Origin of the sequence: Tsukamurella sp. DT100, assembly GCF_049844855.1 — a bacterium.
Lineage (GTDB): Bacteria > Actinomycetota > Actinomycetes > Mycobacteriales > Mycobacteriaceae > Tsukamurella.
This window is the reverse complement of record NZ_JBNCLV010000002.1, coordinates 420,225-442,776: the sequence shown is the minus strand read 5'-3', so window position 1 is coordinate 442,776 and position 22,552 is coordinate 420,225. Positions and strand designations below refer to the sequence as shown.

The 22,552-nt window shown below is 70.7% G+C and carries 24 protein-coding genes, 1 tRNA gene and 1 pseudogene; 14 read left to right on the top strand and 12 right to left on the bottom strand.

The annotated features are described in order from the left end of the window. Positions 1-59: 59 nt before the first annotated feature. Entirely contained in the window at positions 60-1,316 is a 1,257-nt protein-coding gene (locus ACLQ3K_RS05705) for an oxygenase MpaB family protein (RefSeq protein WP_425997713.1), read from the top strand. Here ACLQ3K_RS05705 and ACLQ3K_RS05700 read toward each other — a convergent pair whose 3' ends face one another. The 3 genes from ACLQ3K_RS05700 to ACLQ3K_RS05690 form a co-directional block, all read right to left on the bottom strand. Further along, positions 1,317-1,811 carry an FBP domain-containing protein gene (locus tag ACLQ3K_RS05700; protein WP_425997711.1) on the bottom strand — a complete coding sequence of 165 codons (495 nt, stop codon included), beginning with the start codon at positions 1,809-1,811 and terminating at the stop codon, positions 1,317-1,319. It lies immediately after the preceding gene. A gap of 241 nt (positions 1,812-2,052) precedes the next feature. Then, positions 2,053-2,574 (bottom strand): TetR/AcrR family transcriptional regulator, encoded by a 522-nt coding sequence (locus ACLQ3K_RS05695; protein ID WP_224649830.1) that lies wholly within the window; start codon positions 2,572-2,574, stop codon positions 2,053-2,055. Next, positions 2,571-3,077 (bottom strand): SRPBCC family protein, encoded by a 507-nt coding sequence (locus tag ACLQ3K_RS05690; protein WP_425997708.1) that lies wholly within the window; start codon positions 3,075-3,077, stop codon positions 2,571-2,573. Before ACLQ3K_RS05690 ends, ACLQ3K_RS05695 begins: the two co-directional genes overlap by 4 nt. Before the next feature lie 130 nt (positions 3,078-3,207). Here ACLQ3K_RS05690 and ACLQ3K_RS05685 point away from each other — a divergent pair, with 130 nt between their 5' ends. From ACLQ3K_RS05685 to ACLQ3K_RS05675, 3 genes are read left to right on the top strand one after another with little or no spacing between them, the layout of a single operon-like run. Continuing rightward, entirely contained in the window at positions 3,208-4,761 is a 1,554-nt protein-coding gene (locus ACLQ3K_RS05685) for a flavin-containing monooxygenase (RefSeq protein WP_425997706.1), read from the top strand. Beyond that, positions 4,758-5,426 carry a TetR/AcrR family transcriptional regulator gene (locus tag ACLQ3K_RS05680; protein WP_425997704.1) on the top strand — a complete coding sequence of 223 codons (669 nt, stop codon included), beginning with the start codon at positions 4,758-4,760 and terminating at the stop codon, positions 5,424-5,426. The genes ACLQ3K_RS05685 and ACLQ3K_RS05680 overlap by 4 nt, the downstream gene beginning before the upstream one ends. Positions 5,427-5,431: 5 nt before the next feature. Beyond that, positions 5,432-6,469 carry a DUF6670 family protein gene (locus tag ACLQ3K_RS05675; RefSeq protein ID WP_425998133.1) on the top strand — a complete coding sequence of 346 codons (1,038 nt, stop codon included), beginning with the start codon at positions 5,432-5,434 and terminating at the stop codon, positions 6,467-6,469. 156 nt (positions 6,470-6,625) lie between these two features. Here the strand turns inward: ACLQ3K_RS05675 and ACLQ3K_RS05670 are convergent, their stop codons facing one another. The 3 genes from ACLQ3K_RS05670 to ACLQ3K_RS05660 are packed head-to-tail and all read right to left on the bottom strand — an operon-like array spanning position 6,626 to position 7,886. After that, positions 6,626-6,901: a hypothetical protein gene (locus ACLQ3K_RS05670; RefSeq protein ID WP_336669727.1), complete on the bottom strand. Its 276-nt coding sequence runs from the start codon at positions 6,899-6,901 to the stop codon at positions 6,626-6,628. After that, positions 6,898-7,272 carry a hypothetical protein gene (locus ACLQ3K_RS05665; RefSeq protein ID WP_425997702.1) on the bottom strand — a complete coding sequence of 125 codons (375 nt, stop codon included), beginning with the start codon at positions 7,270-7,272 and terminating at the stop codon, positions 6,898-6,900. Before ACLQ3K_RS05665 ends, ACLQ3K_RS05670 begins: the two co-directional genes overlap by 4 nt. A 38-nt stretch (positions 7,273-7,310) precedes the next feature. After that, a complete protein-coding gene (locus tag ACLQ3K_RS05660) occupies positions 7,311-7,886 on the bottom strand; it encodes a SanA/YdcF family protein (RefSeq protein WP_425997700.1) in 576 nt (191 codons plus the stop codon). Between the two features lie 192 nt (positions 7,887-8,078). Between ACLQ3K_RS05660 and ACLQ3K_RS05655 the strand changes: the two genes are divergently transcribed. Together ACLQ3K_RS05655 and ACLQ3K_RS05650 are read left to right on the top strand one after the other, a co-directional pair. Beyond that, positions 8,079-11,483: a (Fe-S)-binding protein gene (locus ACLQ3K_RS05655; RefSeq protein WP_425998131.1), complete on the top strand. Its 3,405-nt coding sequence runs from the start codon at positions 8,079-8,081 to the stop codon at positions 11,481-11,483. A gap of 45 nt (positions 11,484-11,528) precedes the next feature. After that, positions 11,529-12,083 (top strand): annotated as a pseudogene (locus tag ACLQ3K_RS05650) (hypothetical protein); the annotation flags it as partial. Positions 12,084-12,287: 204 nt separating this feature from the next. Here ACLQ3K_RS05650 and ACLQ3K_RS05645 read toward each other — a convergent pair. Continuing rightward, a complete protein-coding gene (locus ACLQ3K_RS05645) occupies positions 12,288-12,869 on the bottom strand; it encodes a TetR family transcriptional regulator (RefSeq protein WP_336669723.1) in 582 nt (193 codons plus the stop codon). A 100-nt stretch (positions 12,870-12,969) separates the two neighbouring features. Between ACLQ3K_RS05645 and ACLQ3K_RS05640 the strand changes: the two genes are divergently transcribed. From ACLQ3K_RS05640 to ACLQ3K_RS05630, 3 genes are read left to right on the top strand one after another with little or no spacing between them, the layout of a single operon-like run. After that, complete coding sequence (locus ACLQ3K_RS05640; protein ID WP_425997698.1) at positions 12,970-14,001, top strand: ABC transporter permease; 1,032 nt, start codon at positions 12,970-12,972, stop codon at positions 13,999-14,001. Between the two features lie 3 nt (positions 14,002-14,004). After that, positions 14,005-15,261, top strand: a complete 1,257-nt coding sequence (locus ACLQ3K_RS05635) for a pyridoxal phosphate-dependent aminotransferase (RefSeq protein ID WP_224649806.1) — start codon at positions 14,005-14,007, stop codon at positions 15,259-15,261. A 9-nt stretch (positions 15,262-15,270) separates the two neighbouring features. Continuing rightward, positions 15,271-17,151: a YibE/F family protein gene (locus ACLQ3K_RS05630; protein ID WP_425997696.1), complete on the top strand. Its 1,881-nt coding sequence runs from the start codon at positions 15,271-15,273 to the stop codon at positions 17,149-17,151. Between the two features lie 78 nt (positions 17,152-17,229). On the opposite strand, the gene dcd is transcribed toward ACLQ3K_RS05630, so the two are convergent. After that, complete coding sequence (gene dcd, locus ACLQ3K_RS05625) at positions 17,230-17,796, bottom strand: dCTP deaminase (RefSeq protein ID WP_224647672.1); 567 nt, start codon at positions 17,794-17,796, stop codon at positions 17,230-17,232. A gap of 80 nt (positions 17,797-17,876) precedes the next feature. Between dcd and ACLQ3K_RS05620 the strand changes: the two genes are divergently transcribed. The 3 genes from ACLQ3K_RS05620 to ACLQ3K_RS05610 all read left to right on the top strand — a co-directional run bounded on the left by ACLQ3K_RS05620 (position 17,877) and on the right by ACLQ3K_RS05610 (position 18,822). Then, complete coding sequence (locus ACLQ3K_RS05620) at positions 17,877-18,461, top strand: hypothetical protein (RefSeq protein WP_336669720.1); 585 nt, start codon at positions 17,877-17,879, stop codon at positions 18,459-18,461. A 75-nt stretch (positions 18,462-18,536) separates the two neighbouring features. Then, a tRNA-Gly gene (locus ACLQ3K_RS05615) sits at positions 18,537-18,610 on the top strand. A 29-nt stretch (positions 18,611-18,639) separates the two neighbouring features. Further along, positions 18,640-18,822: a hypothetical protein gene (locus ACLQ3K_RS05610; RefSeq protein WP_224647674.1), complete on the top strand. Its 183-nt coding sequence runs from the start codon at positions 18,640-18,642 to the stop codon at positions 18,820-18,822. Positions 18,823-19,209: 387 nt separating this feature from the next. Here the strand turns inward: ACLQ3K_RS05610 and ACLQ3K_RS05605 are convergent, their stop codons facing one another. Then, positions 19,210-20,070 carry a hypothetical protein gene (locus ACLQ3K_RS05605; protein ID WP_425997693.1) on the bottom strand — a complete coding sequence of 287 codons (861 nt, stop codon included), beginning with the start codon at positions 20,068-20,070 and terminating at the stop codon, positions 19,210-19,212. A 20-nt stretch (positions 20,071-20,090) separates the two neighbouring features. Next, entirely contained in the window at positions 20,091-20,462 is a 372-nt protein-coding gene (locus ACLQ3K_RS05600) for a PLD nuclease N-terminal domain-containing protein (RefSeq protein WP_224647676.1), read from the bottom strand. 78 nt (positions 20,463-20,540) lie between these two features. On the opposite strand from ACLQ3K_RS05600, the gene ACLQ3K_RS05595 reads away from it, so the two are divergent. Both ACLQ3K_RS05595 and ACLQ3K_RS05590 read left to right on the top strand, forming a co-directional pair. Next, a complete protein-coding gene (locus ACLQ3K_RS05595) occupies positions 20,541-20,864 on the top strand; it encodes a hypothetical protein (RefSeq protein ID WP_425997690.1) in 324 nt (107 codons plus the stop codon). After that, a complete protein-coding gene (locus tag ACLQ3K_RS05590) occupies positions 20,861-21,640 on the top strand; it encodes an S-methyl-5'-thioadenosine phosphorylase (protein ID WP_425997688.1) in 780 nt (259 codons plus the stop codon). Before ACLQ3K_RS05595 ends, ACLQ3K_RS05590 begins: the two co-directional genes overlap by 4 nt. Positions 21,641-21,643: 3 nt before the next feature. On the opposite strand, the gene ACLQ3K_RS05585 is transcribed toward ACLQ3K_RS05590, so the two are convergent. Both ACLQ3K_RS05585 and ACLQ3K_RS05580 read right to left on the bottom strand, forming a co-directional pair. Continuing rightward, positions 21,644-21,982, bottom strand: coding sequence for a hypothetical protein (locus ACLQ3K_RS05585; protein ID WP_224647678.1), 339 nt, complete (start codon positions 21,980-21,982; stop codon positions 21,644-21,646). A 72-nt stretch (positions 21,983-22,054) separates the two neighbouring features. Continuing rightward, a complete protein-coding gene (locus tag ACLQ3K_RS05580) occupies positions 22,055-22,546 on the bottom strand; it encodes an SRPBCC family protein (protein ID WP_425997686.1) in 492 nt (163 codons plus the stop codon). Between the last annotated feature and the right edge of the window lie 6 nt (positions 22,547-22,552).

Genomic DNA, 22,552 nt, shown 5'->3' with positions numbered 1-22,552 from the left:
TGCAATAGCAATACTTCACTCGCTACCCTTCGCCGAGATCACAGGCGAGAGGGAGTGGCGTGGACAGGACCGCGGTACAGGACGGCATCACCAGGCGGGACGCGCTCCGCGCCGCCGGCGTGGGCGCGGCGGGCGCCGGAGTGGCCGCACTCGCAGGGACGCTGGGCACGGGGCTCGCCTCGGCCGATCCCGGCGTGCGCACCGCGGCCACCCCCGACTCCGCCACGACGTGGGACCCGGAGTGCGACGCGCTCATGAAGTCGGTGCTCGAACGCGGCGACGTCGAGCGGACCAACCGCGCCCTCGCCCAGTGGGAGACGAACTCCCAGCCGCTGCCGGCCGGCCTACCGTCGGACGTGCGGGACTTCATCGAGGAGGCCCGGAAGCTCCCCGAGTGGCTCCACCCGCGCCTGATGAAGGGCGCCGACAAGTTCTACACCACCCGCAGTTTCTACCTCTCCACGATCATCGGGCTCTGCGGCGGCATAATGATGTCCGTCATCCCCCGCGAGTCGCGGGCCGTGTACTGGTCCGCGGGCGGCGCCGACATGAAGGACCGCATCGCCAAGACCTACCGCCTGGTGTACGACCAGATCGCCGTCGGCGCGTACGGCCCCAGCGGCCGCGCCGCCACCACCGCGGTGAAGGTCCGCCTCACGCACGGCGCCGTCCGGCACCTCCTCCCGCAGTCGCCGCACTGGAAGAAGGTCGCCGACCAGCCCAAGCCCATCTCCCAGGCCGACATGATGGTCACCTGGCACACGCTCGCCACCATGGGCATGCGCATCATGCGGAACTGGGGCGTCCGCCTGCCGCAGGACGAGGTCGACGGGCTGCTGCACTCGTGGCAGGTCAACGGGCACATGCTGGGCATTCGCGACGAGTACATCCCGTCGAGCTGGGACCAGGCCGAGCGACAAGCGCAGAAGGACCTCGACACGATCATGGGTCCGACCCCCGAGGGGGTCAAGATCGCGAACATGCTCGTGGACCTGGGGCGTGACCTCGACGCGCGGATCGTCTCGCGCCCCGCCATCGAGGCCTTCACCCGCTACTCCCTCGGCGACAAGCTGACCGACTGGATGCAGCTGCCCCCGCAGCCGCTGTACCAGGGCCTGCTCACGGTGGCGTGGCCCACCTACGTCGCGATCCGGGAGGGCGGACTCACGCAGGCCGCCCTCCCGCCCGAGCTGTATCACCAGATGGACCAGATCGCGAACACGTTCGAGCTGGTCTACCTGGGCGGCTTCCGGCCGATCAACATCGCGATCCCCACCGGGAACAACCCGAACTACAGCAAGCCGAAGTACCGGTGATCAGTCCTCGGTACTGAGCACTTCGGCGACGAAGCCGGTCACCCGGCGCCGCAGGTCGGCGAGGTTCTGCTCGCGGATCTGCTCGACGTCGGTGCCCTTGTGGAAGGCGGGCGGCAGCTTGCGCGCGTTGGCGGCACAACGGAAGTCCTCGCACACGAGGACGCCGAGGGTGTCGCCCTTGCGGCCGGCCGATCCGCCCCGTCGCACCGAGTACAGGACCGCCTGGCTCGAGATGTTGACGTCGCGGCACCAGGTGCACATGGCCTTCGCCGAGGGCTTGGCGTCGGCCTGGGTGAGCAGGAGGGTGACCAGCCCGCCGTCGGTGGGCACGCTGACATAGGCGCGACGCGGGATCTTCTTGTCGCGCCAGCCGACGAATTCGAGCGCGGCGAAATCGAATTCGTCGAAGTCCGACGGGAACGCGACCCGCTTGACCTCGCTCTTGGTGGCGCCGCGGAAGGCGTCGACGACCTGCTGCTGGGATACGGGATCCATGAGTGAACCGTTCTGTTGCTCCCGGGCGCGAATGCCGGGGAGTGGGAGTGTGTGGGCAGGGCTTCGCAGCCGGTCCGGTGGATCGGCTGCGGGGCGGGATCATCTGCCGTGGCGCAGGGCGCCGGACACTCCTCCTCGGTTCATGGGCCCCACCCTACGCGCGGCCGCGGTGAAACTTCGACGCCTTTTCGCGCCCAGGGCCCGTCTTCGCACGCGAAACCGCCTCGGTGACGTCGATGTTTCACGCGAAGCGGCGGGCCAGCTCGTCCCAGGTCTCGTCGGGCGCGGAGCCGGTGGGGAACCGCCCGTCGATCTCCAGGATCGCGAGGCCGTGCGCGGCCGCCCAGAGCGCCTGCGCGGCGTGCGGATCGCCGGTGACCTCGTAGAACGGGCTGCCCGACCATTCCTCGAGACCGTCCGGCAGTGCCTCCCGGTCGAGCGGCCCGACGGTGGCGAGGCGGTACAGGTTCGGGTTGTTCCGGGCCACTGCTCGGTAGTCCCGCAGCAGCGTCGCCACGTCGGTGACGGGCCGCAGCGCCGCGCCGGACTCGGCGAGCGCCACCCCGACCAGCGCGGACTTCACCGCGTCCTTGCTCGCGAAGTGCTTGTACAGCGACGGTGCGCGGATGCCGACCTCGTCGGCGAGGTCGCGCATCGTGACGCGTTCCCACCCGTCGCGCTCGAGGAGCGCGCGGGCGGTCTCCACGATCTGGCGCGCACGCGGGGACGCCGTGCGCAGGGGCGCCAGCTCGTCGGGAATCACCGGGCGATCGTAGCCAGGACGCGGTCGCGCAGCGCGGCGTTCATCGCGTCGAAGCCGCCCGCCACGTCGATCGACGAGCCGGCCACCGGCACGAGGACTCCCCGGAACCGCTCCCCCTGCGTGAACCGCATCCCCTGCGCCGTGGCCTCCAAGCGGAACGAGTGCTCACCGTCGAGGACGCCGGGGAGCAGCACGCGGCCCCGCCACCGCAGCTCGCGGTCCGGCTCCACGGCCAGCACCGCGGGCCGGAAGCCCGTCTCGGAGCCGCCGTTGCTGATCCGCACGTCGAGGTCGCGCCCCACTTCCAGGCCGTCGGGCGCGGCGGCGCGGATCACGAACGGGTTCCACTGCGGGTAGGCCGCGAAGTCGACGAGGACGCGCCACACCTCGGCCGGCGGCGCGGCGATCTCGATGGACCGCTCGACCGTCCGCTCCCGGTGGAGCACCACCGCCGCGCCCGCCACCAGTGCGATCACCGCTGCGATCGACAGGACCCACTTCATGATTCCTCCTTGGCTAACGTTGTTAGCTCGACGTTAGGCAAACATCGTTAGCCTCGCAACCGCGGCAATTGACCGCCGAGTCAATCCGTGTTTATATGACTCGGTAGTCATATCAAGGAAGGGACGGGACATGGCCTCTGTCATCGTGATCGGAGCTGGCTTCTCGGGCATGGCCGCCGCGATCGAACTGCTCCGCGGCGGGCACGACGTGACGGTCCTGGAGCGCGGCCCCGACGTGGGAGGCGTCTGGCGCGAGAACGCCTACCCGGGCGCCGCGTGCGACGTCCCCTCGGCCTACTACTCGCTCTCGTACTCCCCCAACCCGCGCTGGAGCCGGCGGTACGCCCCGCAGGCGGAGATCCTCGGATACCTCCGCGACAACGCCGACAAATACGGCCTGTACGAGCGCATCCGGTTCGGCGTGACGGTCCGCGAGGCGCGCTTCGACGACGACGCCCACCGCTGGACGGTGCGCCTCGACGACGGCGAGGACCAGGACGTCGTCGCCGAGCTCGACGCCGATTTCCTGGTGCCGGCCGTCGGGCAGCTCTCCACCCCGATTCTCGCGGACCTGCCCGGGCACAACGGATTCACCGGCGCCGCCTTCCATTCCGCGCAGTGGGACGAGTCGATCGACCTCGCCGGCAAGAAGATCGCGGTGATCGGCACAGGCGCGAGCAGCATCCAGATCGTGCCCGAGATCGCGCAGGTCGCGCGGTCGGTCACCGTCTACCAGCGATCCGCCCCGCACATCCTGCCGCGCCCCGACTCCCGGCTCACCCGGGCGCACGCGATCCTCGCCCGCCGCGCGCCCGTCACCCTCCGCGCCCAACGCCTCCTGTGGCAGGGGGTGACCGAGGGATTCACGGCCGCACTGCATTACGCGCCGCCGGTGGCCCGCGCCCTCGAACTCGCGTGCCTGGCCTTCATGCGGGCGCAGGCCGGTGACGCCGAGCTGTACCGCACCATCCGGCCCGAGCACCCGCTCGGCTGCAAGCGGGTCCTGTTCTCCAACCGCTACATCCCGGCGCTGCGCCGGCCGAACGTGGAGCTCGTCACCGATCGCATCGCGCGGGTGGGGGCCACGTCGATCACCACGGCCGACGAGGTGCAACGGGAGACCGACGTCATCGTCTACGGCACCGGCTTCGCCGCGGGCACCTTCCTCGACCACGTCTCGATCCGGGGAAGGGACGGCGCCGAACTCAGCGCCGCCTGGGCCGACGGGCCGCGCGCACACCTGGGCATCGCGGTCCCCGGCTTCCCCAACATGTTCCTCATGTACGGCCCCAACACCAACCTCGGATCGGGGTCGATCGTCGCGATGCTCGAGTGCCAGGCGCGCTACATCCGGCAGGCCCTCGCCGCGATTCCCGACGGTGCCGCCGCCGAGGTCCTGCCCGAGGTCGAAGCGGCCTACGACGACGCCCTGCAGGCGCGGCTCGCCGACGGCGTCTGGTCCCGGTGCGACAGCTGGTACGTCACCGAATCGGGCCGCGTCGTGTCGAACTGGCCCGGCACGGTTCGCGAGTACCGCCACCGGACCGACCGATTCGACCCCGCCGAATACACCCTCCACCCGGCCCCGTGGGACGCCCCCGACGACGTCCGCCGCGACGGCGCGAGCTTGACCGCCCGGTCAGCGATCCCGAAGATGGACGGCGTGAACGGGGTTCCACGGTGACGCGGGAGGCAACGCGTTCGCGGTCCGGCACCCGCGGCGTGCCGCGCGAGGTGCGGGCCGCGGAGATCCTCGAAGCCGCCGCGGCCGAGTTCGGCGCCCACGGCTACGCCGGAGCCCAGGTGACAGCCGTCGCCGAACGCGCCGGGGTGTCGAAGGCCCTGGTACTGGCCTACTTCGGCTCAAAGGAGAAGCTGTACATCGCGTGCGTGCAGAAGGCCGGGCCCCTCGTCTTCGACGCGGTGCGCGACGCCTTCGCCCAGCCGGACCCCGATCCCCTGCCCGGTTCGTTGTTCAACCGCGCCGCCGTCCGGGTGCTCACCGGCATCGTCACGTCGCTCGAGGGCCGCATCGGGTACTGGGCCCTGCTCTACGACCGATCGGTGCCCGACGGCGACGGCCGGGTCGTGGCGCGCGGGCAGCGACACCGCCTGCGGGAGCAGTCCTCCTCCGCCGTCGCCGGCGTGGTGCGCGCCGCAGGACTCACCGATCCGCGCGACCAGGCCGCCGCCGTCATCGTCTGGGAATCCATGATTTCCGGCGTCATGCAGTGGTGGCGCCTGAACCCCGAACTGTCCGCCGCCGAGGTCTCGGCGAGCGCCACCCGCATCCTCGCGGCCTGGGCGATCCCCGCGCCGTCCCCCTCCCCCGATACGGAGAACCCGTGAGCCACATGATTTCCACTCTGCTCTCCCGCGCCGTCGTCGACGGGGCGCTGCCCCTGCTGGACCGCCGGATCGAGGCCTCTCGCCGGCCCTTCGACCAGCCGGAGATCCTGCGGCCGCACGCCACCTCGAAGGTCTGGGCCACCACCCACTACGGCGTCTTCGTGCCGGACCTGCCGGAGCCGTACCGGTACGTGAACACCATGACGCTGATCGGCGCCGCGGGCGCGGAGCTCTTCGACCAGGACCACCTCTCGGCCGCGGATGCGCGGAACACGACGACGGTGCTCTCCTCCACCGCCTACGCCGACCAGCACTTCTACCGCGCCTACGACGCGTCGCGCGAATGCCGTTTCGCCGCAGACGGTTCCGAGCTGCGCTGGGGCGACGAGCTCGCCATCGACGTGGATCTGCCCCGCGTCACGGTGCGCGGCCGCTACCCGGGCTTCGACGTCGACCTGGAACTCGAGGTCTCCGACCAGGTCTCGTACTTCGTCAAGACCCCGATCTACGACCACCTCAGCCTGACCGCGCCGTACACCGGCACCGTCGACGGCGATCCCGTCGAAGGCGTCGGCACGTTCGAGTACGCCCGCATCCGCAGCCACCAGGCGCTCACCCGCCGCGCGATGCCCACGGCGCTCAAGCTGCCGATCGACTTCTTCACCTACCAGATCATCGACATCGACCCCACCACCCAGATCCTCCTCACCGACGTCCGCGCGCGCGGCCACATCGCGTGCCGGCTCGCGCACGTCCGGCGCCTCGGCGAACCGGCCGAGGTCTACGACGACGTCCGGATGGACGTGATCGAGTCGCGCCGGGTCGTCGACGACCGGGGCCGCGCGATGACGGTGCCCGTCCTGCTGAAGTGGACCGTCCGGGACGGCGAGGACGAGGTCCTCACGATCGACGGATCCGTCGACAGCGAGCTCCGGTACGGGCACGGCCGCGGCTACGTGGGCGCCTACACCTACCTCGGCAGCTACCGATCCCAGCCGGTCGCCGGCAGCGCCTACCTGGAGTGGATCGACACGCAGCCCTGAGGTCGGTGCCGTCGAAGCGGCCTCAGGCATCCGGAAGCATCGACTGAACGGACCGTTCCTCTTCCCCGGAGGGCATGCGTGACACGCATCGCCTCGGCGTTCGTCGAGCGGCCTGGGAGCGACCCGCGGGCGGAATCGACCGCGCGCCACTTCCGCTCACACCGCGAGACTACGACTGCGAGCGTGGCCCTCACCGCCGCAGGAGGCGTCGAACGAGGACGCGCTCCACCACTGCATCAACCCGAGGATCACGAGGAGAAGGACGATCAGGGCGAGTCCGAGCAGGCGTGCGCGACGGGACTCCCCGTAGACGAGGGCGCCGCCCGCTGCCCCACCGAGGACCACCGCTACGCCCATGCCGATCTGTACGGCGTTCCGCAGGATCGTGCGACCGCTCGTGTAGCCGTCGCCGCCGCTATCCGGCGCGGTCACGCCGGACACCAGCCGAGGAAGGCGTCCCGATACGTGGAGACGAAGAATTCGGAGCCGACGAAGATCGCGACGACGAGACCTACGGCAGCACCGCACGCCAGGAACGCGAGACGGTACCTGCGAGCGCGCCGCGCGAAGTCCGCCCAGAACAGCGCGGCCCACGCCCCGAGCGCAAGGAGGACGCACCCCACCAACCAGGCCACGTCGGTCACGAAGATCGAGAAGTAGTTGCCTCCGTCGAGGTACGTGCCGCAGATCTCGGTCGACAGGCGACCCACCTCGACCCGGTCGTCGTTGGCGATGAGGACCGCGATGACGAGGAGCAGGACCAGCGCGCCTCCCAGCGCTACCCGCTGCAGGACTCGATACACGCCCTTGAATGTACCCAAACAAACTTTCAGTTCAGCAATCAGCGCCCGCGCGCGATGTCCAACGCCGCTTTGGGGCGCGACAGGACGTACTCGCGGGCGAGGTTGCGGACCCACGCGCGACGCGTGCACCCGCAGGCAGCGCGGACGGCGTCGGCGTCGAGGCCGAGATGGCGGGCGAGGGCGGCGGCCCGTCGGGCATGGAAGAACTGGGAGACGAGCAGGACCCGTTCGACCCCGAACTCGTCGCGCGCGCGACGGCACGCGAGATAGGTGTCGAGCCCGGCACCGTCGGTGAGCAGGGCCGACTCCGGCACGCCCCGGTCGCGGAGCCACCCCGTCATGACGGCGATCTCGTCGCCGGACGTGCCGCCGGCGTTGCCCGAGACCAGGATCTTCTCAACCTTCCCCAGCCTCAGGAGCTGCAGTGACGCCTCCAACCGGCCCTCGACGAAGGAGCCCGGGCGGCCGCCCCGCACCGACGCCCCGAAGGCGATCGCGACGGGCGCGGGCGGCGCCGATTCCGGCGCGTACAACGGCCCTGCACCTGTGAGGCCGGTCACCACCGAACGTGCACGTGCGACGGGATTTCGGCGCACGCGGACGGCTGAACTCATGAGCACACCTTACCGAGCAGCGAGTTAGGTGAACCTTCGCGCGGGACGACATATATCCGCGTTCTACCGTTAAGCCAGACGCAGTGGTTTCACGCCTATGTTACTGACGAGTAATATCGGTGGTTACCCAGCCCGCGAGGCAGAAAGGTGCACGACGTGGACCAGACATATGTGGCCGCCGCCGAGTCCGACATCACCCCGCTGAACATCACCCTCGGCACGATCGGCGCAGTCGCGTTCGTCGTCGCCTGGGCGATCTTCTTCCGCGGCGCGTTCCGCATGGTGCGGATCATCGCCCAGGGACAGTCCGCCAAGGACCGCTGGCTCCCCTTCATCCCTCGCGCCGCCGAGGTCGTGGTCGAGTTCCTCGCCCACACCAAGATGATCAAGAACCGCACGGTGGGCATCGCCCACTGGTTCGTCATGGTCGGCTTCCTCGCCGGCATGGTGTTCTGGTTCGAGGCCCTGCCGCAGACCTTCGACCCGGCCTTCCACTGGCCCGTCGTCGGCTCGTGGCCGGTGTACCACCTCCTCGACGAGGTACTGGGTATCGCGACGTTCCTCGGCATCCTCGTGCTCATCGTGGTGCGCCAGGTCAAGCACCCGCGCAACCCCGCGCTGTTCTCGCGCTTCTCCGGCAGCAAGTTCCTGCCCGCGTACACGATCGAGGCCATCGTCCTGTCCGAGGGCGTCGGCATGATCCTGGTGAAGGCGAGCAAGATCGCCACGTACGGCGAGTCGGATCCCGTGACCGACTTCTTCACCCGCCACGTCGCCGAGTTGCTCCCCGCGAGCCCGACGCTGATCACCGTCTTCGCCTTCGTCAAGCTGATGTCGGGCGTCATGTTCCTCGTCCTGGTGGGCAGCAACCTCACCTGGGGCGTCGCGTGGCACCGCTTCTCGGCCTTCTTCAACATCTACTTCAAGCGCGAGCTGGGAAGCCGCCGCGCGCTGGGCGCCGCCAAGCCGATGGTCTCCAACGGCAAGGTCCTGACCATGGAGAACACCGATCCCGACGTCGACAACCTCGGCGCCGGCAAGATCGAGGACTTCTCCTGGAAGGGCTGGCTGGACTTCACCACCTGCACCGAGTGCGGTCGCTGCCAGAGCCAGTGCCCCGCGTGGAACACCGGTAAGCCACTGAGCCCGAAGCTGCTCATCATGGGCCTGCGCGATCACGGCTACGCCAAGGCCCCCTACCTGCTGGCCGGCGGCCGCACGGACCCGTCGGGCGAGCAGACCGGCCTGGTCGACGCCGAGGGCAACCCGGACGAGGCCAAGCTGGAGAAGATCCCCGCCGACGCCCGCGCCGAGGCCGAGCGCGCCCTGGTCGGGCCCGCGGGCGAGGACGGCGCCCTGGGCGGCGTCATCGACCCCGAGGTCCTCTGGTCCTGCACCACCTGTGGTGCGTGCGTCGAGCAGTGCCCCGTCGACATCGAGCACGTCGACCACATCGTCGACATGCGCCGCTACCAGGTGCTGATCGAGTCGGAGTTCCCGCACGAGCTGGCCGGCCTGTTCAAGAACCTCGAGAACAAGGGCAACCCCTGGGGCCAGAACTCGAGCCAGCGCACCGCCTGGATCGACGAGATGGACATCGACATCCCGGTCTACGGCCAGGACGTCGAGTCGTTCGACGGCTTCGAGTACCTCTTCTGGGTCGGCTGCGCCGGCGCCTTCGAGGATCGCGCCAAGAAGACCACCAAGGCCGTCGCCGAGCTCCTCGACGTGGCCGCCGTGAACTTCCTGGTCCTGGGCCAGGGCGAGACCTGTACCGGCGACTCCGCCCGCCGCGCGGGCAACGAGTTCCTGTTCCAGATGCTCGCCCAGCAGAACATCGAGCAGCTCGACGAGGTCTTCGACGGCCTGCCCGCCAAGCAGCGCAAGATCGTCGTGACCTGCGCCCACTGCTTCAACGCGCTCGGCAACGAGTACCCGCAGGTCGGCGGCGACTACGAGGTCGTCCACCACACGCAGCTGCTCAACAAGCTGGTCCGCGAGAAGCGCCTCGTGCCCGTCGCGCCCCCGTCGGAGGACGTGACCTACCACGACCCCTGCTACCTCGGCCGCCACAACCAGGTCTACGAGGCCCCGCGCGAGCTGATCGGCGCCTCGGGCGCCACGCTCAAGGAGATGCCGCGGCACCTCGAGCGGTCCATGTGCTGTGGCGCCGGCGGCGCGCGCATGTGGATGGAGGAGCAGCTCGGCAAGCGCATCAACATCGACCGCGTCGACGAGGCCCTGAACACCCTGTCGTCGTCGCCCGAGGCCACCCCGAAGAAGATCGCCACCGGCTGCCCGTTCTGCCGCGTGATGCTCTCCGACGGCGTGACCGCGCAGACCGCCGACAACGAGGCCGCCGCGCCCGAGGTCGTCGACGTCGCGCAGATGCTCCTCGAGTCCGTCCGACGGGGCCTGCCCGAGGGCATCGTCGTCGGCAACCCGAACCGCAAGGTGTCCGACGGTGCCACCGCCCTCGCCGAGGCGCCTGCCGCGGCACCGGCCGCAGCTCCGGCGGCCGCCGCGACCGCAGCCGCTCCGGCCGCGCCCACGGAGAAGAAGGACGCGAAGCCGACGGTGGGCCTCGGCCTCGCCGGCGGCGGCAAGCGCCCCGGTAGACCGAAGAAGCCGGGCGCTCCGAAGCCCGCAGCGGCTCCCGCCGCCGACGCCGCTCCCGCGGCCGAGGCACCGGCGGCACCCGCCGCACCGGCGAAGCCCGCGGTGGGTCTGGGCCTGGCCGGTGGCGCCAGGCGCCCGGGCGCCAAGAAGCCCGGCGGCGCGGCTCCGGCTGCTCCCGCAGCGCCCGCCGCTGAGGCCGCTCCGGCGGCCGAGGCTCCGGCGGCCCCCTCGGCGCCCGCTAAGCCCGCGGTAGGCCTGGGTATCGCCGGCGGCGCCAAGCGTCCGGGTGCGAAGAAGCCCGGTGCGCCCAAGCCCGCGGCCACCGCACCGGCGGCTCCTGCAGCCGAGGCGCCCGCCGCACCGGCCGAGGCTCCGGCCGCCGACACTGCTCCCGCCGAGGACCGCACGCTGACCGCAGCGGGCGAGTCCAAGTCGGCCGGCTTCGGCATCGCCGCGGGCGCCCGCCGCCCCGGCGCCAAGAAGCCCGGTGCGCCCAAGCCCGCAGCGGCCGCCGCTCCTGCTGCCGAGGCCCCTGCCGCCCCCGCGGCCGAGGCACCCGCGACCGAGGCTGCCGCGGCTCCGGCCGCACCGGCTGCCGCGGCTCCGGCTGCACCGTCGGCCCCGGCCGAGGACCGCACGCTGACCACGGCGGGCGAGTCCAAGTCGGCCGGCTTCGGCATCGCGGCGGGCGCCAAGCGCCCCGGCGCGAAGAAGCCGGGCGCGCCGAAACCAGCGCCTGTGACGGATTCGGCACCGGCGGCCGCTGAGACGCCGGTCACACCCGCACCCGCGGCCGACGCCCCGGCAGAGGCCCCCGCGGCCGCTCCGGAGGCGGCACCGTCGGCCCCGGAAACCGACGCTGACCAGCCGAAGGCACCGTCGGGCGCGAGCGACCGCACGGTGACCACGGAGGGTGAGTCGAAGGCCAAGGGCTTCGGGATCGCGGCGGGCGCGAAGCGCCCCGGTGGACGGAAGTGATCGAAGCTCCCCGACTGGCTATCGCTTCTGCGGCAGGATGTACGCGTGCCTGAGTACGTGACTTACGAGGAGTTCGGGCGGCGGTTCTTCGAGATCGCCGTGAACGAGGAGCGCGTGGGCTCCGCGTTCGCCGACATCGCCGGCGGCGATTTCACCGTGGGCCCGATCCCGTCGGGCCCCGGTGGGATGGCCAAGGTGTGGGCGCAGGTGGAGATCGACGAGCCGCAGCTCACGCGCCAGGTGGGCGAGCTCATCACCTTCACGGTGAAGATCCCGCTGCGCATCGGCCTGCTGATCGACCTCAAGGTCGACCGGATCCGCTACGACGTGGCCGGCCTCATCACGCTCCCGCTCACGGTGCGCGCCGCGGCGCCGCTGGAGCTGCGCATCGAGGTCGACCCGCCGAAGCCCAAGGACGTGTGGGTCGACGTCGAGTCGCGCACCATCCGCGGCTCCATCGTGCGCGTCGTCGCCAGCGTCGACTCGGAGATCCGGCGGTTCATCGCGCAGTACGTCGCCGAGGAGATCGACAAGCCGGAGATCAAGAAGGCGCGGATCATCAACGTCTCCGAGGAGCTGGGCCGCGCCTTCCACAACCTCGGCGACGACGAGGACCCGCAGACTCCGCCCGCAGCTCCCGCCCCGGCATCCGCTGCCCCGGGACCGGCAGCGGCGGCACCCGAGGTCATCGAGCCGACCGAGATCCTGCCCGCGCCGGGCGACCGGCTCTAGAAACCGGCCGATTCCCGGCTCGGGGCGACGTATTTCGATCGTCGGCCCGAATTCTGCGGGTTTCGGGACGCGTCAGCCCGCGTCGCCGTCGACGATGCGCTGGATCGCGGCGCCGTAGGTCGCCACCAGTTCGTCGGCCGAGGGCTCGACGAACAGCGGCGCGGCGATCAGGTAGCGCATGAAGGCCAGCCCGAACATCGTGCTGGCGACCACGCGCGCCGTCTCGATCGAGATCCCCGAGTGCCTGGTCAGCGTCGGGATCATCACCGACGACAGGAACTCGCCGAAGGTGTTGGACGCGCCCTCGTCGGCGTTCACCGCGGCGCGCAGCAGCGCCCGGAAGGCGTCGGAGGTCTCCTGCCCCTCCCAGACCGTGAGCGCGGCCCGCACGAGCCGCTCCCCCACGCCCTCGCGCGGGCCGTCGAGCGCGGCGGTGAAGATCTCCTCCGGGTCGACGGGCATGCTCATGACGCCCCGGAACAGGCCCTTCTTGTTGCCGTAGTAGTACGAGACCAGCGCGACGTCGACGCCCGCGCGGGCGGCGATGGCGCGGATCGTGGCGCGGTCGTAGCCCACCTCGGCGAAGAGCTCACGCGCCGCCTCGAGGATGTCCGCCTTCGCGGTGCTGACGCCCGCCCGTCTCCCTGTGGCCATGCGCCGATCCTAGCAGGATTTCAACGCCTGTTGACTTCCGTGTCGCCGCAGTCGTACTCTCGGATTCATCACACGTTGAATTACTTGGAGGTGCTCCACCATGAGCAAGTCCCACGCTCAGCTCGCGGCGGTCTTCGCTGGGCTGGCGATCGCCATCCCGCTGATCGTCCTGCTCTTCACCGGCCCCGCCTCGCACGGCAAGCCGCACGACCTGCCGATCGGCGTCGTCGGCCCGGCGAGCGCGGCGCAGCAGGTCGAGCAGCGGCTCGACGCACAGCAGCCCGGCGGCTTCGCCGTCCACGCCTACGAATCCGAGGCCGCCCTGGTGCAGGCCGCGAAATACCGCGAGGTCTACGGCGGCATCGTGCCCGCGAGCCCTGCCGCCCCGGGGTCGCAGACCAAGGCCGTCGTCGCGAGCGGCGCCTCGCCCGCCGTCGCGCCGATGATCACTCAGATGGCCACGGCCCTGGCCCAGGGCCAGAAGGTGCAGACCGTCGAGGTGGCTCCGCTCTCCGCCGACGACCCGCGCGGCGCCGGTTTCGGTTCCATCGTGATGCCGGTCTTCCTCTCGGGGATGGTGCTGGCGCTGGCCACGGTGATGATCGGCGGCCATCCGAAGATCGTCGCTGTGGCCCTACCCGTGGGCGCGGCGGTCATCGGCGCCGCCGCCGTGGGCGCGGCCATGTGGATCGGCGTGCTGCCCGGCGGCTTCTGGGGCCAGTGGCTCGCGATGAGCGCGGGCATGCTCGCCATCGGCGCGACGGTGGCAGGGCTGGTCTCCCTGCTCGGCACGAAGGGCATCGGCCCCGCCGCACTGCTGTTCATGCTGGTCGGGATGCCGCTGGCCGGCATCGCCATGCCGCCGGAGTTCCTGCCGCACGTCTGGGCGGTCCTCGGTCAGAGCCTGCCGATCGGCGCGACGGGCACCGCGCTGCGCAGCGCGGCCTTCTTCGCCGACGGTTCCCTCGTCGGCGCCGGGGCCGGCGCGGCCTTCGCGGTGCTGGGCGCCTGGATCGTCGTGGGCTACGCCCTGCTCGTGATCGGCGCGGCGAAGCACCGGGCGCAGGGCGGCGCACCGTCGGACAAGGGCGAGGTGGAGGAAAAGGATTTGCTGCAGCCTGCGACGATATAGCCCATGAGCCGACCGCATGTGCCCCACATCCGCACCGAACTCAAGCCCCTCGAGCAGTCCGCCAAGCTGCAGAACGTGCTGTACGAGATCCGTGGACCCGTGGTGGCACAGGCGGCTCGGCTCGAGGCGCAGGGGCACCGCATCCTCAAGCTGAACATCGGCAACCCGGCGACGTTCGGCTTCGAGGCGCCGGACTCCATCGTCCGCGACATGATCCACGCGCTGCCCACCTCGCAGGGCTACAGCGAGTCCCAGGGCATCGCCTCCGCGCGACGGGCCGTGGTGACCCGCTACGAGGAGGTCCAGGACTTCCCGTACTTCGACATCGGCGACGTCTACCTCGGCAACGGGGTCTCCGAGCTGATCACGATGACGCTGCAGGCGCTGCTGAACAACGGCGACGAGGTGCTCATCCCCGCGCCCGACTACCCCCTGTGGACCGCCATGACGTCACTCTCCGGCGGAACCCCGGTGCACTACCTGTGCGACGAGGACAACGGCTGGAACCCGTCCGTCGAGGACATCGAGGCGAAGATCACACCGCGCACCAAGGCGATCGTCGTGATCAACCCGAACAACCCGACGGGCGCCGTCTACTCGCGCGAGACGCTGCAGCAGATCGTCGAGGTGGCGCGCAAGCACTCGCTCCTCGTGCTGGCCGACGAGATCTACGACCGCATCCTCTACGACGACGCGAAGCACATCTCCATCGCCGAGCTCGCGCCGGATCTGCTCGTCTGCACGTTCAACGGCCTGTCCAAGGCCTACCGCGTGTGCGGCTACCGCGCGGGCTGGATGGTGCTCACCGGGCCGAAGGACCACGCCTCCGGCTTCATCGAGGGCCTGACGCTGCTGGCGTCGACGCGCCTGTGCCCCAACGTCCCCGCGCAGCACGCGATCCAGGTGGCGCTCGGCGGCTACCAGTCGATCAACGACCTGATCCTGCCCGGCGGGCGGCTGCTGGAGCAGCGCGACGTGGCCTACGAGAAGCTCAACGCCATCGACGGGGTGAGCTGCGTCAAGCCCCAGGGCGCGCTGTACGCCTTCCCCAAGCTGGACCCGAACGTGCACGAGATCCGCGACGACGAGCAGATGGTGCTCGACCTGCTCAACCAGGAGAAGATCCTCCTGGTGCAGGGCACCGGCTTCAACTGGGCCACGCCCGACCACCTCCGCGTCGTCACCCTGCCCTGGGCGCGCGACCTCGCCGAGGCCCTCGATCGTTTCGGCAACTTCCTGAGTTCCTACAAGCAGAAGTAGGGTGTCGGCGTGACAGCCGACCACGACCACGACCTGCACGACGACCCCGCAGCGCACGTGCACAGCCACTCGCTGACCAACATCTCCCTCGGGAGATGGGCGTCCCGGGTCGTGGTCGGCCTCCTCGCCGTGATCGGCGTCCTCGTCGTGGCCGGCGTGATCCTGCTCTGGCCGTCCCAGATCCGCGTGAGCGTGCCCTCGGGCCCGCAGTCGCCGACGCTGGCCAAGGGCGAGGTCTCCGAGCAGCTCGTCGGCGACTGCGACTTCTCCCCGTCGGGGAACGGGCAGCTCAGCGACGCGGAGCGCCATCCGGTCCTCAACCCCGACGGTGGCTGCCTCAACAGCTCCGTCAAGATCACCAGCGGCCCCGACGCCGGCAAGTGGACGATGTTCTCCATCGGCACGCAGCGGATGAACGTCTCCGCGGTGCCCGGGAAGGCCTCGCCGGACGCGGCACCGTCGGGCATCGACCTGTCCCGTCCGGCGACGCCCGGCACCGGCCAGCCCGACCTCGCGCCCGGCACCAAGATCATGATGAGCTGGAACGGCGGCGGCGTGGCCGGCTCGCCGTCGAACTACGCCTTCTACGACTACGCGCGCGGCGTCTCGCTGTGGGTGTGGGGCCTGGTCTTCGCGGCCGTGGTGATCGCGGTGGCCCAGTGGCGCGGCCTGCGGGCGCTGCTGGGGCTGGCGCTCTCGGGCGTGGTGATCGTCTTCTTCGCGCTGCCGTCGATCCTCGACGGGCACTCGGCCGTCTGGGTGGCGCTGGTCGCGTCGGCGGTGATCCTCTACCTGGTGCTGTACCTGGCGCACGGCGTCTCGCTGCGGACGTCGGCGGCGTTGTTGGGCACGCTCTGTTCGCTCGCGGTGTGCGGCGTGCTGGCCTGGCTCGCGACGGCCACCACCCAGGTCACGGGATTGAGCAGCGAGGACACCACGAACCTGCAGGCCTACGCCTCGACCGTCTCGACGTCCGGCGTGCTGCTCGCGGGCTTCGTCATCGGCGCGCTGGGCGTGCTCAACGACGTGACGATCACGCAGTCGTCGGCGACCTTCGAGCTGGCGAAGCTCTCGCCGAAGTCGTCGCGGCGCCGCACCTTCCTCTCCGCGATGCGCGTGGGCCGCGACCACATCGCGTCGACGGTCTACACGCTCGTCTTCGCGTACGTCGGCACGGCGCTGCCGCTACTGCTGCTGTTCTCCATCGCGGGCCGGCCGCTGGGCCAGGTGCTCACGTCGGACTCGGTGGCGATCGAGCTGGTCCGCGCGTTCGTCGGCGGCATCGGCCTGGCCCTGTCCGTGCCGCTGACCACCGCCATCGCGACGCTGCTCGCGAAGCCGAAGCGGGTCGCCGTGAGCGCCGAGGCCGCGAAGCGCTACACGCAGAGCCATCCCGACGCCGACCCGTCGGAGATCCGGGTCCGCGAGCGCCGCGCCGCGGCCGCGAGAGCGGCGAGCGCGGCGGCAGCCACGACCACCGCGGCGGCCGCCTCGACGCCGGCCGAGGAGCGGGTCGAGCAGGAGACGCCGGCGCCCGCCGCGCCGCCGACGGGGCAGCTGCCGGTGGCGCCGCCGACCGGACAGTTCCCCGTCGCGCCCCGCCCCGCGACCCAGCGCTCCGAGGGCCACACCGGCCCCCGCGCCGCGGCCCCGCGCCCCGAGCGTCCGACGGCGGCACCGCGTCCCGAGGCTCCGCGCCCCGAAACGCCCCGCCCGGCACCGTCGCAGCAGGTCACGCCCCCGTCGCCGCCGGAGCCGCGGCCGGGTCGGCGGCGCCTGCCGGACGAGCCGATCCCCGCGCCCCCGCGCCCCCAGCCGCGCCCGCCGGTGCTGCCGGATCCGCCCGCGCAGGAGCCCCCGTCGCGCCGGGGCCGGCACTCCGCCGACTGAGACGAGCAAGTCCGGTCATTCGTCCTCACGATCGTGAGAACGGATGACCGGACATTCGGCGGCGAGCCCGCCGGGCGATCAGCTTTGGAAGTTGAGGTACGCCTTCGAGGGCGTCGGGCCGCGCTGGCCCTGGTACTTCGAGCCCACGGCGGAGCTGCCGTAGGGGTTCTCGGCCGGGCTGGTGAGCCGGAACAGGCACAGCTGGCCGATCTTCATGCCCGGCCACAGCGTGATCGGCAGGTTCGCGACGTTCGACAGCTCCAGCGTGATGTGGCCGGAGAAGCCGGGATCGATGAAGCCCGCGGTCGAGTGCGTGAGCAGGCCGAGGCGGCCCAGCGAGGACTTGCCCTCGAGGCGTCCGGCCAGGTCGTCGGGGAGGCTGCAGACCTCCAGCGTGGAGCCGAGGACGAACTCGCCGGGGTGCAGCACGAACGGCTCGTCCGGGTCCGGTTCGACCAGGGTGGTCAGCTCGTCCTGCCGCTGCTTGGGGTCGATGTGGGTGTAGCGGGTGTTGTTGAACACCCGGAACAGGCCGTCGAGCCGCACGTCCACGCTGGACGGCTGCACCATCTGCGGGTCGAAGGGATCGATCCCCAGGCGGCCGGATTCCACATGGGCGCGGATGTCGCGATCGGAGAGCAGCACGGGTTCAGCGTAGGGCAGGCCACGCGGGCCGCGAGCGTTGCCACGGGTAACGATCCCCGGTCGCGGACCGACCACAGAGCATGAAGCCCGCACGGATCGTGCTCCCCGCCCTCCTGGCCGTCGTCCTGACCGCGTGCGGATCCGGGTCCGACGGTCCGCCGACAGGCACCGTTCCGCCGCCGGTCACGGCGCCCGAGACCGGCGTATCCGTACCGGTCACAGCCTCGGACACCGTCTCTCCCACGGCCACGGCCCCGCCGGCGGGGATCGTCGCCGATGCGCCCGAGCTCTACCGGCCCGCCAACGGCCAGGGCGTGTACTTCTTCACCCCGAGCCGCAACATCGCCTGCGGCCTCGACGCCTCGACGGTGGGCTGCCAGGTCTTCAAAACCAGCGTCATCCCGCCCGGCGCCGACTGCGACCACGGCACGATGCCCCGCGACCAACTGTCGAAGGGCTACGTGTCGGACAAGGGCGGCGCGTTCACCCCGTCGTGCTTCAACCAGGGCCTGTTCTTCATGGTCGTTCCCGAGCAGAAGACCCTGCAGTACGGGCACAGCGTCACCGCAGGCGGCATGACCTGCGTGTCCGAGGCCCGGGGCGTGACCTGCCGGCGCGGCGAGCGCGGATTCTTCGTCTCGGCGCAGAGTTTCGACCGGTGGTGACGGCCCGTCGCGGCCGACGGTGCCCGTGCTAATGTTGCCGGTACGCGCGACCCGTTCTTCGACGGTGCCGCGTCTGCCGATGTAGTTCAATGGTAGAACTCCTGCTTCCCAAGCAGGTAGCGCGGGTTCGATTCCCGTCATCGGCTCCACGAACCCGCGGTATGTATGATCGCGAATCATGGATAACGCGATGCTGCGACTCAATGCTGCGGTACTGGTGGGGATGGTCGTACTGGGCCTCGGCGTCGCAGCCTGGAACACCGCACACGAGCTGACGTTCGTCTTCCTCGTTCTCGCCGGCTCTGTACTGCTCGGCTGCGAGCGCATCGCCGTCGCGATCAGGGCGCGCGACCGTGACTGAGTCCGCGGAGAAGCCCGCGTTCCGTGACTCATTGAGGGCGTTCCTTCGGCGTCCTGGCGTTCTACCGGCATTGATCGTGCTCGTGGGTCTGCTGATGCACGGCCTCATGGTCTGGCAGCCGTGGGCATCGCCTCAGGGCGACAAGGTCGTCACTTGGAAAGATCCGTACGGGAAGAACGACGACACGGTGACGTGTGTTTCGTACAAGGGCGCGGTCACCTGCAATTGGCGGTGACCCGGCGTGGCCGCGCGTCACGCACGTCGAGCGCGACCTCCGACGATGCGCATCGACGGCGGCTCCGATGACGGCGCGGATTTGAACCCCGGATCGTCAGTCGTCGTACGGATTCCACTGTGCGCCAGTGCCACCGGTTCGCACGTGATCTCCTACGCCGTCACGCCGGTCTCACACCGCGCCACCTGATCGGCGTAGAGTTGCGCATTGGTGACGATGAGGAAGGGCAGGACGACGATCTGCCCGACCACCCACCCGACGGTCGCGAACAGCAGGCTGGCGAGACTCTGGGAGGCGAGGTCGTCCCCCGGGCCCTGGACCCCGGAGGCGAGCGAGAACGGCAGGCTCACGACGGTCGAGACCACACCCAGCAGCAGGTAGGTGCACAGCACCCGGCCGAGCAGCCGCCAGTACCCGCGACGCTGGAGGGCGAAGGCGCCCCACAGCGCGTCGACGGGCCGCAGCTTCTCGATCACCAGCATCGGACCCGCGATCACCAGCGTCGGAAGGACGGCGAGCACGGCGACTGCGGCGAGCGCGAACAGCACCATCGTGGTCAGGTGCGCGGATTCCGGACCGGCCCGGACGGCGAGCGCGATCGCGGCCGCAGCAGCGACGACGATCGGCACAAGGACCACCACCACATCGAGGACACCCAGCCCCACGGCGGCCATGAGGCGCGGCCGGGCCTGCCGCCAAGCGAGGCGGAGCGGGGTCCGCTCGCCCGCGAGGTGCCGGACGGCGACGATGGAGCCGATCGCCGTCACGGCGACGCTGACCACCATCCACACGATCATCACGAGGAACGTGCCCGCAGGGTAGAGGCCGAGCGCCACCGCCACCTGGAGGCTGTCGCGGTCGGCCGTGGGCATCCACCGCGGGTCCCCGATGAGCGGCAGGCGGGCGAGTACGCCGAGCGCCGCGATCGTGCTGATGAGCACGACCGAGAGCCCCAGCGTCGGGCCGGTGTTCGCGCGGAGCACCGCGAGGGAGGAGCGGTAGATGCTGCCCAAGCCGCGCGGCTGGGCGGCGTTCAGTCCTTGTCCTCGGGTGATTCCGAGTGGTTGCGGGCGTCCATCTCCTTGGCCCGGCGCCGCTGCTGCTCGGCGCGCTCGCGGCACTGCCGCAGGAACTCGTCGTCGTCGTCCGCGTACTGCGCGATGTGCCGGCCCGGACGCTCGTACTCCGGGAAACCCGTCGCGCGCGACGGTGCGCCCCCACCCGCGGGGGCGCCGACCGGCCGGCCCAGCAGGAACCAGATGAGCGAGCCGGCGAGCGGGATCAGGATGACGACGATCAGCCAGCCGCCCTTGGGCAGATGACGCACCCGGTACTCGTCCGAGACGATCACGTCGATGAGCGCGGCGACCCACATCAGCATCACGATCGCACCGAAGTACGGCATCTTGAACCCCCATCCTTAGGAAAACGGATAGCCGATGCTACCGCGAACCCCACAGCCGAATCGACCTATTGTGGCAGCGTGAGTGATCTCAGCTGGCAGGCGACCCGCGTCCTCCGAATCGGCAAGCGTTCCGGCGCCGTTCGGGGGCATCTCGAACTGACCGATACACACCTGAGGTTCCGCCCCGCGGGGGTGGCGTCGAAGCTGCAGGGCACGCCCTTCTCCGTCCAGCTCAAGCACGTCGCGGCGGTCGGCATCGTCGAGGAGACGGTCGGCCTGCTCAAGCGCACCCGGCAGCGGCTGTGCGTGACGCTCGGCGACGGCTCCGAGCAGTTCTTCGAGGTGGGGCGGACCGACGAGGTCGCCGAGGCCGTCCGCGTCCGGCTCGGGGGCCGCGCGTGATCGGCGTGATCGGCGGCACGGGCCTGTACCGGTTCCTGCCCGCCGGGAGCGAGCAGCGCACCGTCGACACCCCGTACGGGCGACCGAGCGCGCCGATCACCGTCGGCGAGGCCGCCGGTCGCCAGGTTGCCTTCCTGCCCCGGCACGGCCGCAGCCACGAGTTCTCGCCGCACACCGTGCCCTACCGGGCGAACCTGTGGGCGCTGCGCAGCCTCGGGGTGCGCAAGGTGCTCGCTCCGTGCGCCGTCGGGAGCCTCGACGATGCCGCCGGCCCCGGCACCATCGCGATCCCCGAGCAGCTCGTGGACCGGACGTTCTCCCGCCCGTCCACGTACTTCGACGGTGGCGGGGTGCACGTGAGCTTCGCCGATCCGTACTGCCCCGCCCTGCGCGCCGCGGCCGCGGCGCACGCGGACCGCGCCGATTCGACGATGGTCGTCATCGAGGGTCCGCGGTTCTCCACCCGCGCCGAGAGCCGCTGGTACGCGGCGCAGGGCTGGGACCTGGTGGACATGACGGGGCTTCCCGAGGCGGCGTTGGCCCGCGAGCTGAAGCTCTGTTATGCCTCGATCGCGCTGGTCACCGACCTGGATGCCGGCATCGAGGCCGGCGAGGGCGTGCGCACCGAGGACGTGCTCGCGGAGTTCCGCGCGAATCTGCCGCGGCTGACCGACGTGCTGACGAAGACGATCGCCGCGACGGACCCCGCCGCGCCCTGCGACTGTGCAGCGGGCGATCACGACCTGCCGCCCGGCATGGACCCGATCCGGGTCTGAGGCTCAGCCGTCCGCGAGGATCTTCGCGCGGGCGGCGGCGCGTTCGTCGGCGTCGATGACGCCGCGTTCCGCGAGGTCGTCGATCTCCGCGAGCCGCTCCTCGATCGATCGCTCACCGCCCAGCGCGCGGCTCTGCAGCGCCTGCACCTGCAGGTCGGTCTCCAGCGTGAAGTAGTCCTCGCCCCGGCTGGCCGCGGCGTTGTAGTTGCTCAGCCAGATGACCCCACGCACGACGAGGCTGATCACGGCGATGATCGCGATCGCCCCGAAGAAATAGGGGAACGCCGCGTCGAGGAAGGCGAAGAATCCGTCCTGCTGCGATTGCTGACCACCCGGGTTCATGCGCCGACAGTAGCGGAAAATGCAGAATCCGCACGACTCGATTCGGCCGTGCGGATTCTGCAGTGCTGGTGGCTACGCCGAGCCGAGGTACCGCTCGGTGTCGCGCTGCAGCCACTTCACGACGAGCCCCACCGGGAGCCCGCTGAGGCCGATCACGCGGTCGCCGCCGACCGGCTCGATGAGCAGCGTCCAGGTGAATACGGAGCCGCCGTCGGGGTGCGCCTCCACGCGGTACTTCTCCGCGAGCCGCGCCAGGCCGGGGGCGGTGGCGGACTGCACGTAGAAGGCCTTCTCGCACAGCGTCTCCGACTCCTCCCAGGAGTAGAAGAGCTCGTCGGCGCTGATGCCCGGGCCGAGGTGCACGCGGCGGGTGGAGCCGGCGGCGAAGGGCCGCGGGCTGGTCCACTCGATCTTGCGGATCCCCTTGCACCAGTGCAGGGGACGGTCCGAGGTCAGTTCACCCCACACCCACGAGACGGGGCGCGCGGAGCGCACCGAGAACTCGTACACGCCGGGACGCCCGGCCTGCAGTTCGGCGGGGAGGACGGGCTTGAGAGCGGGCATGTCGGG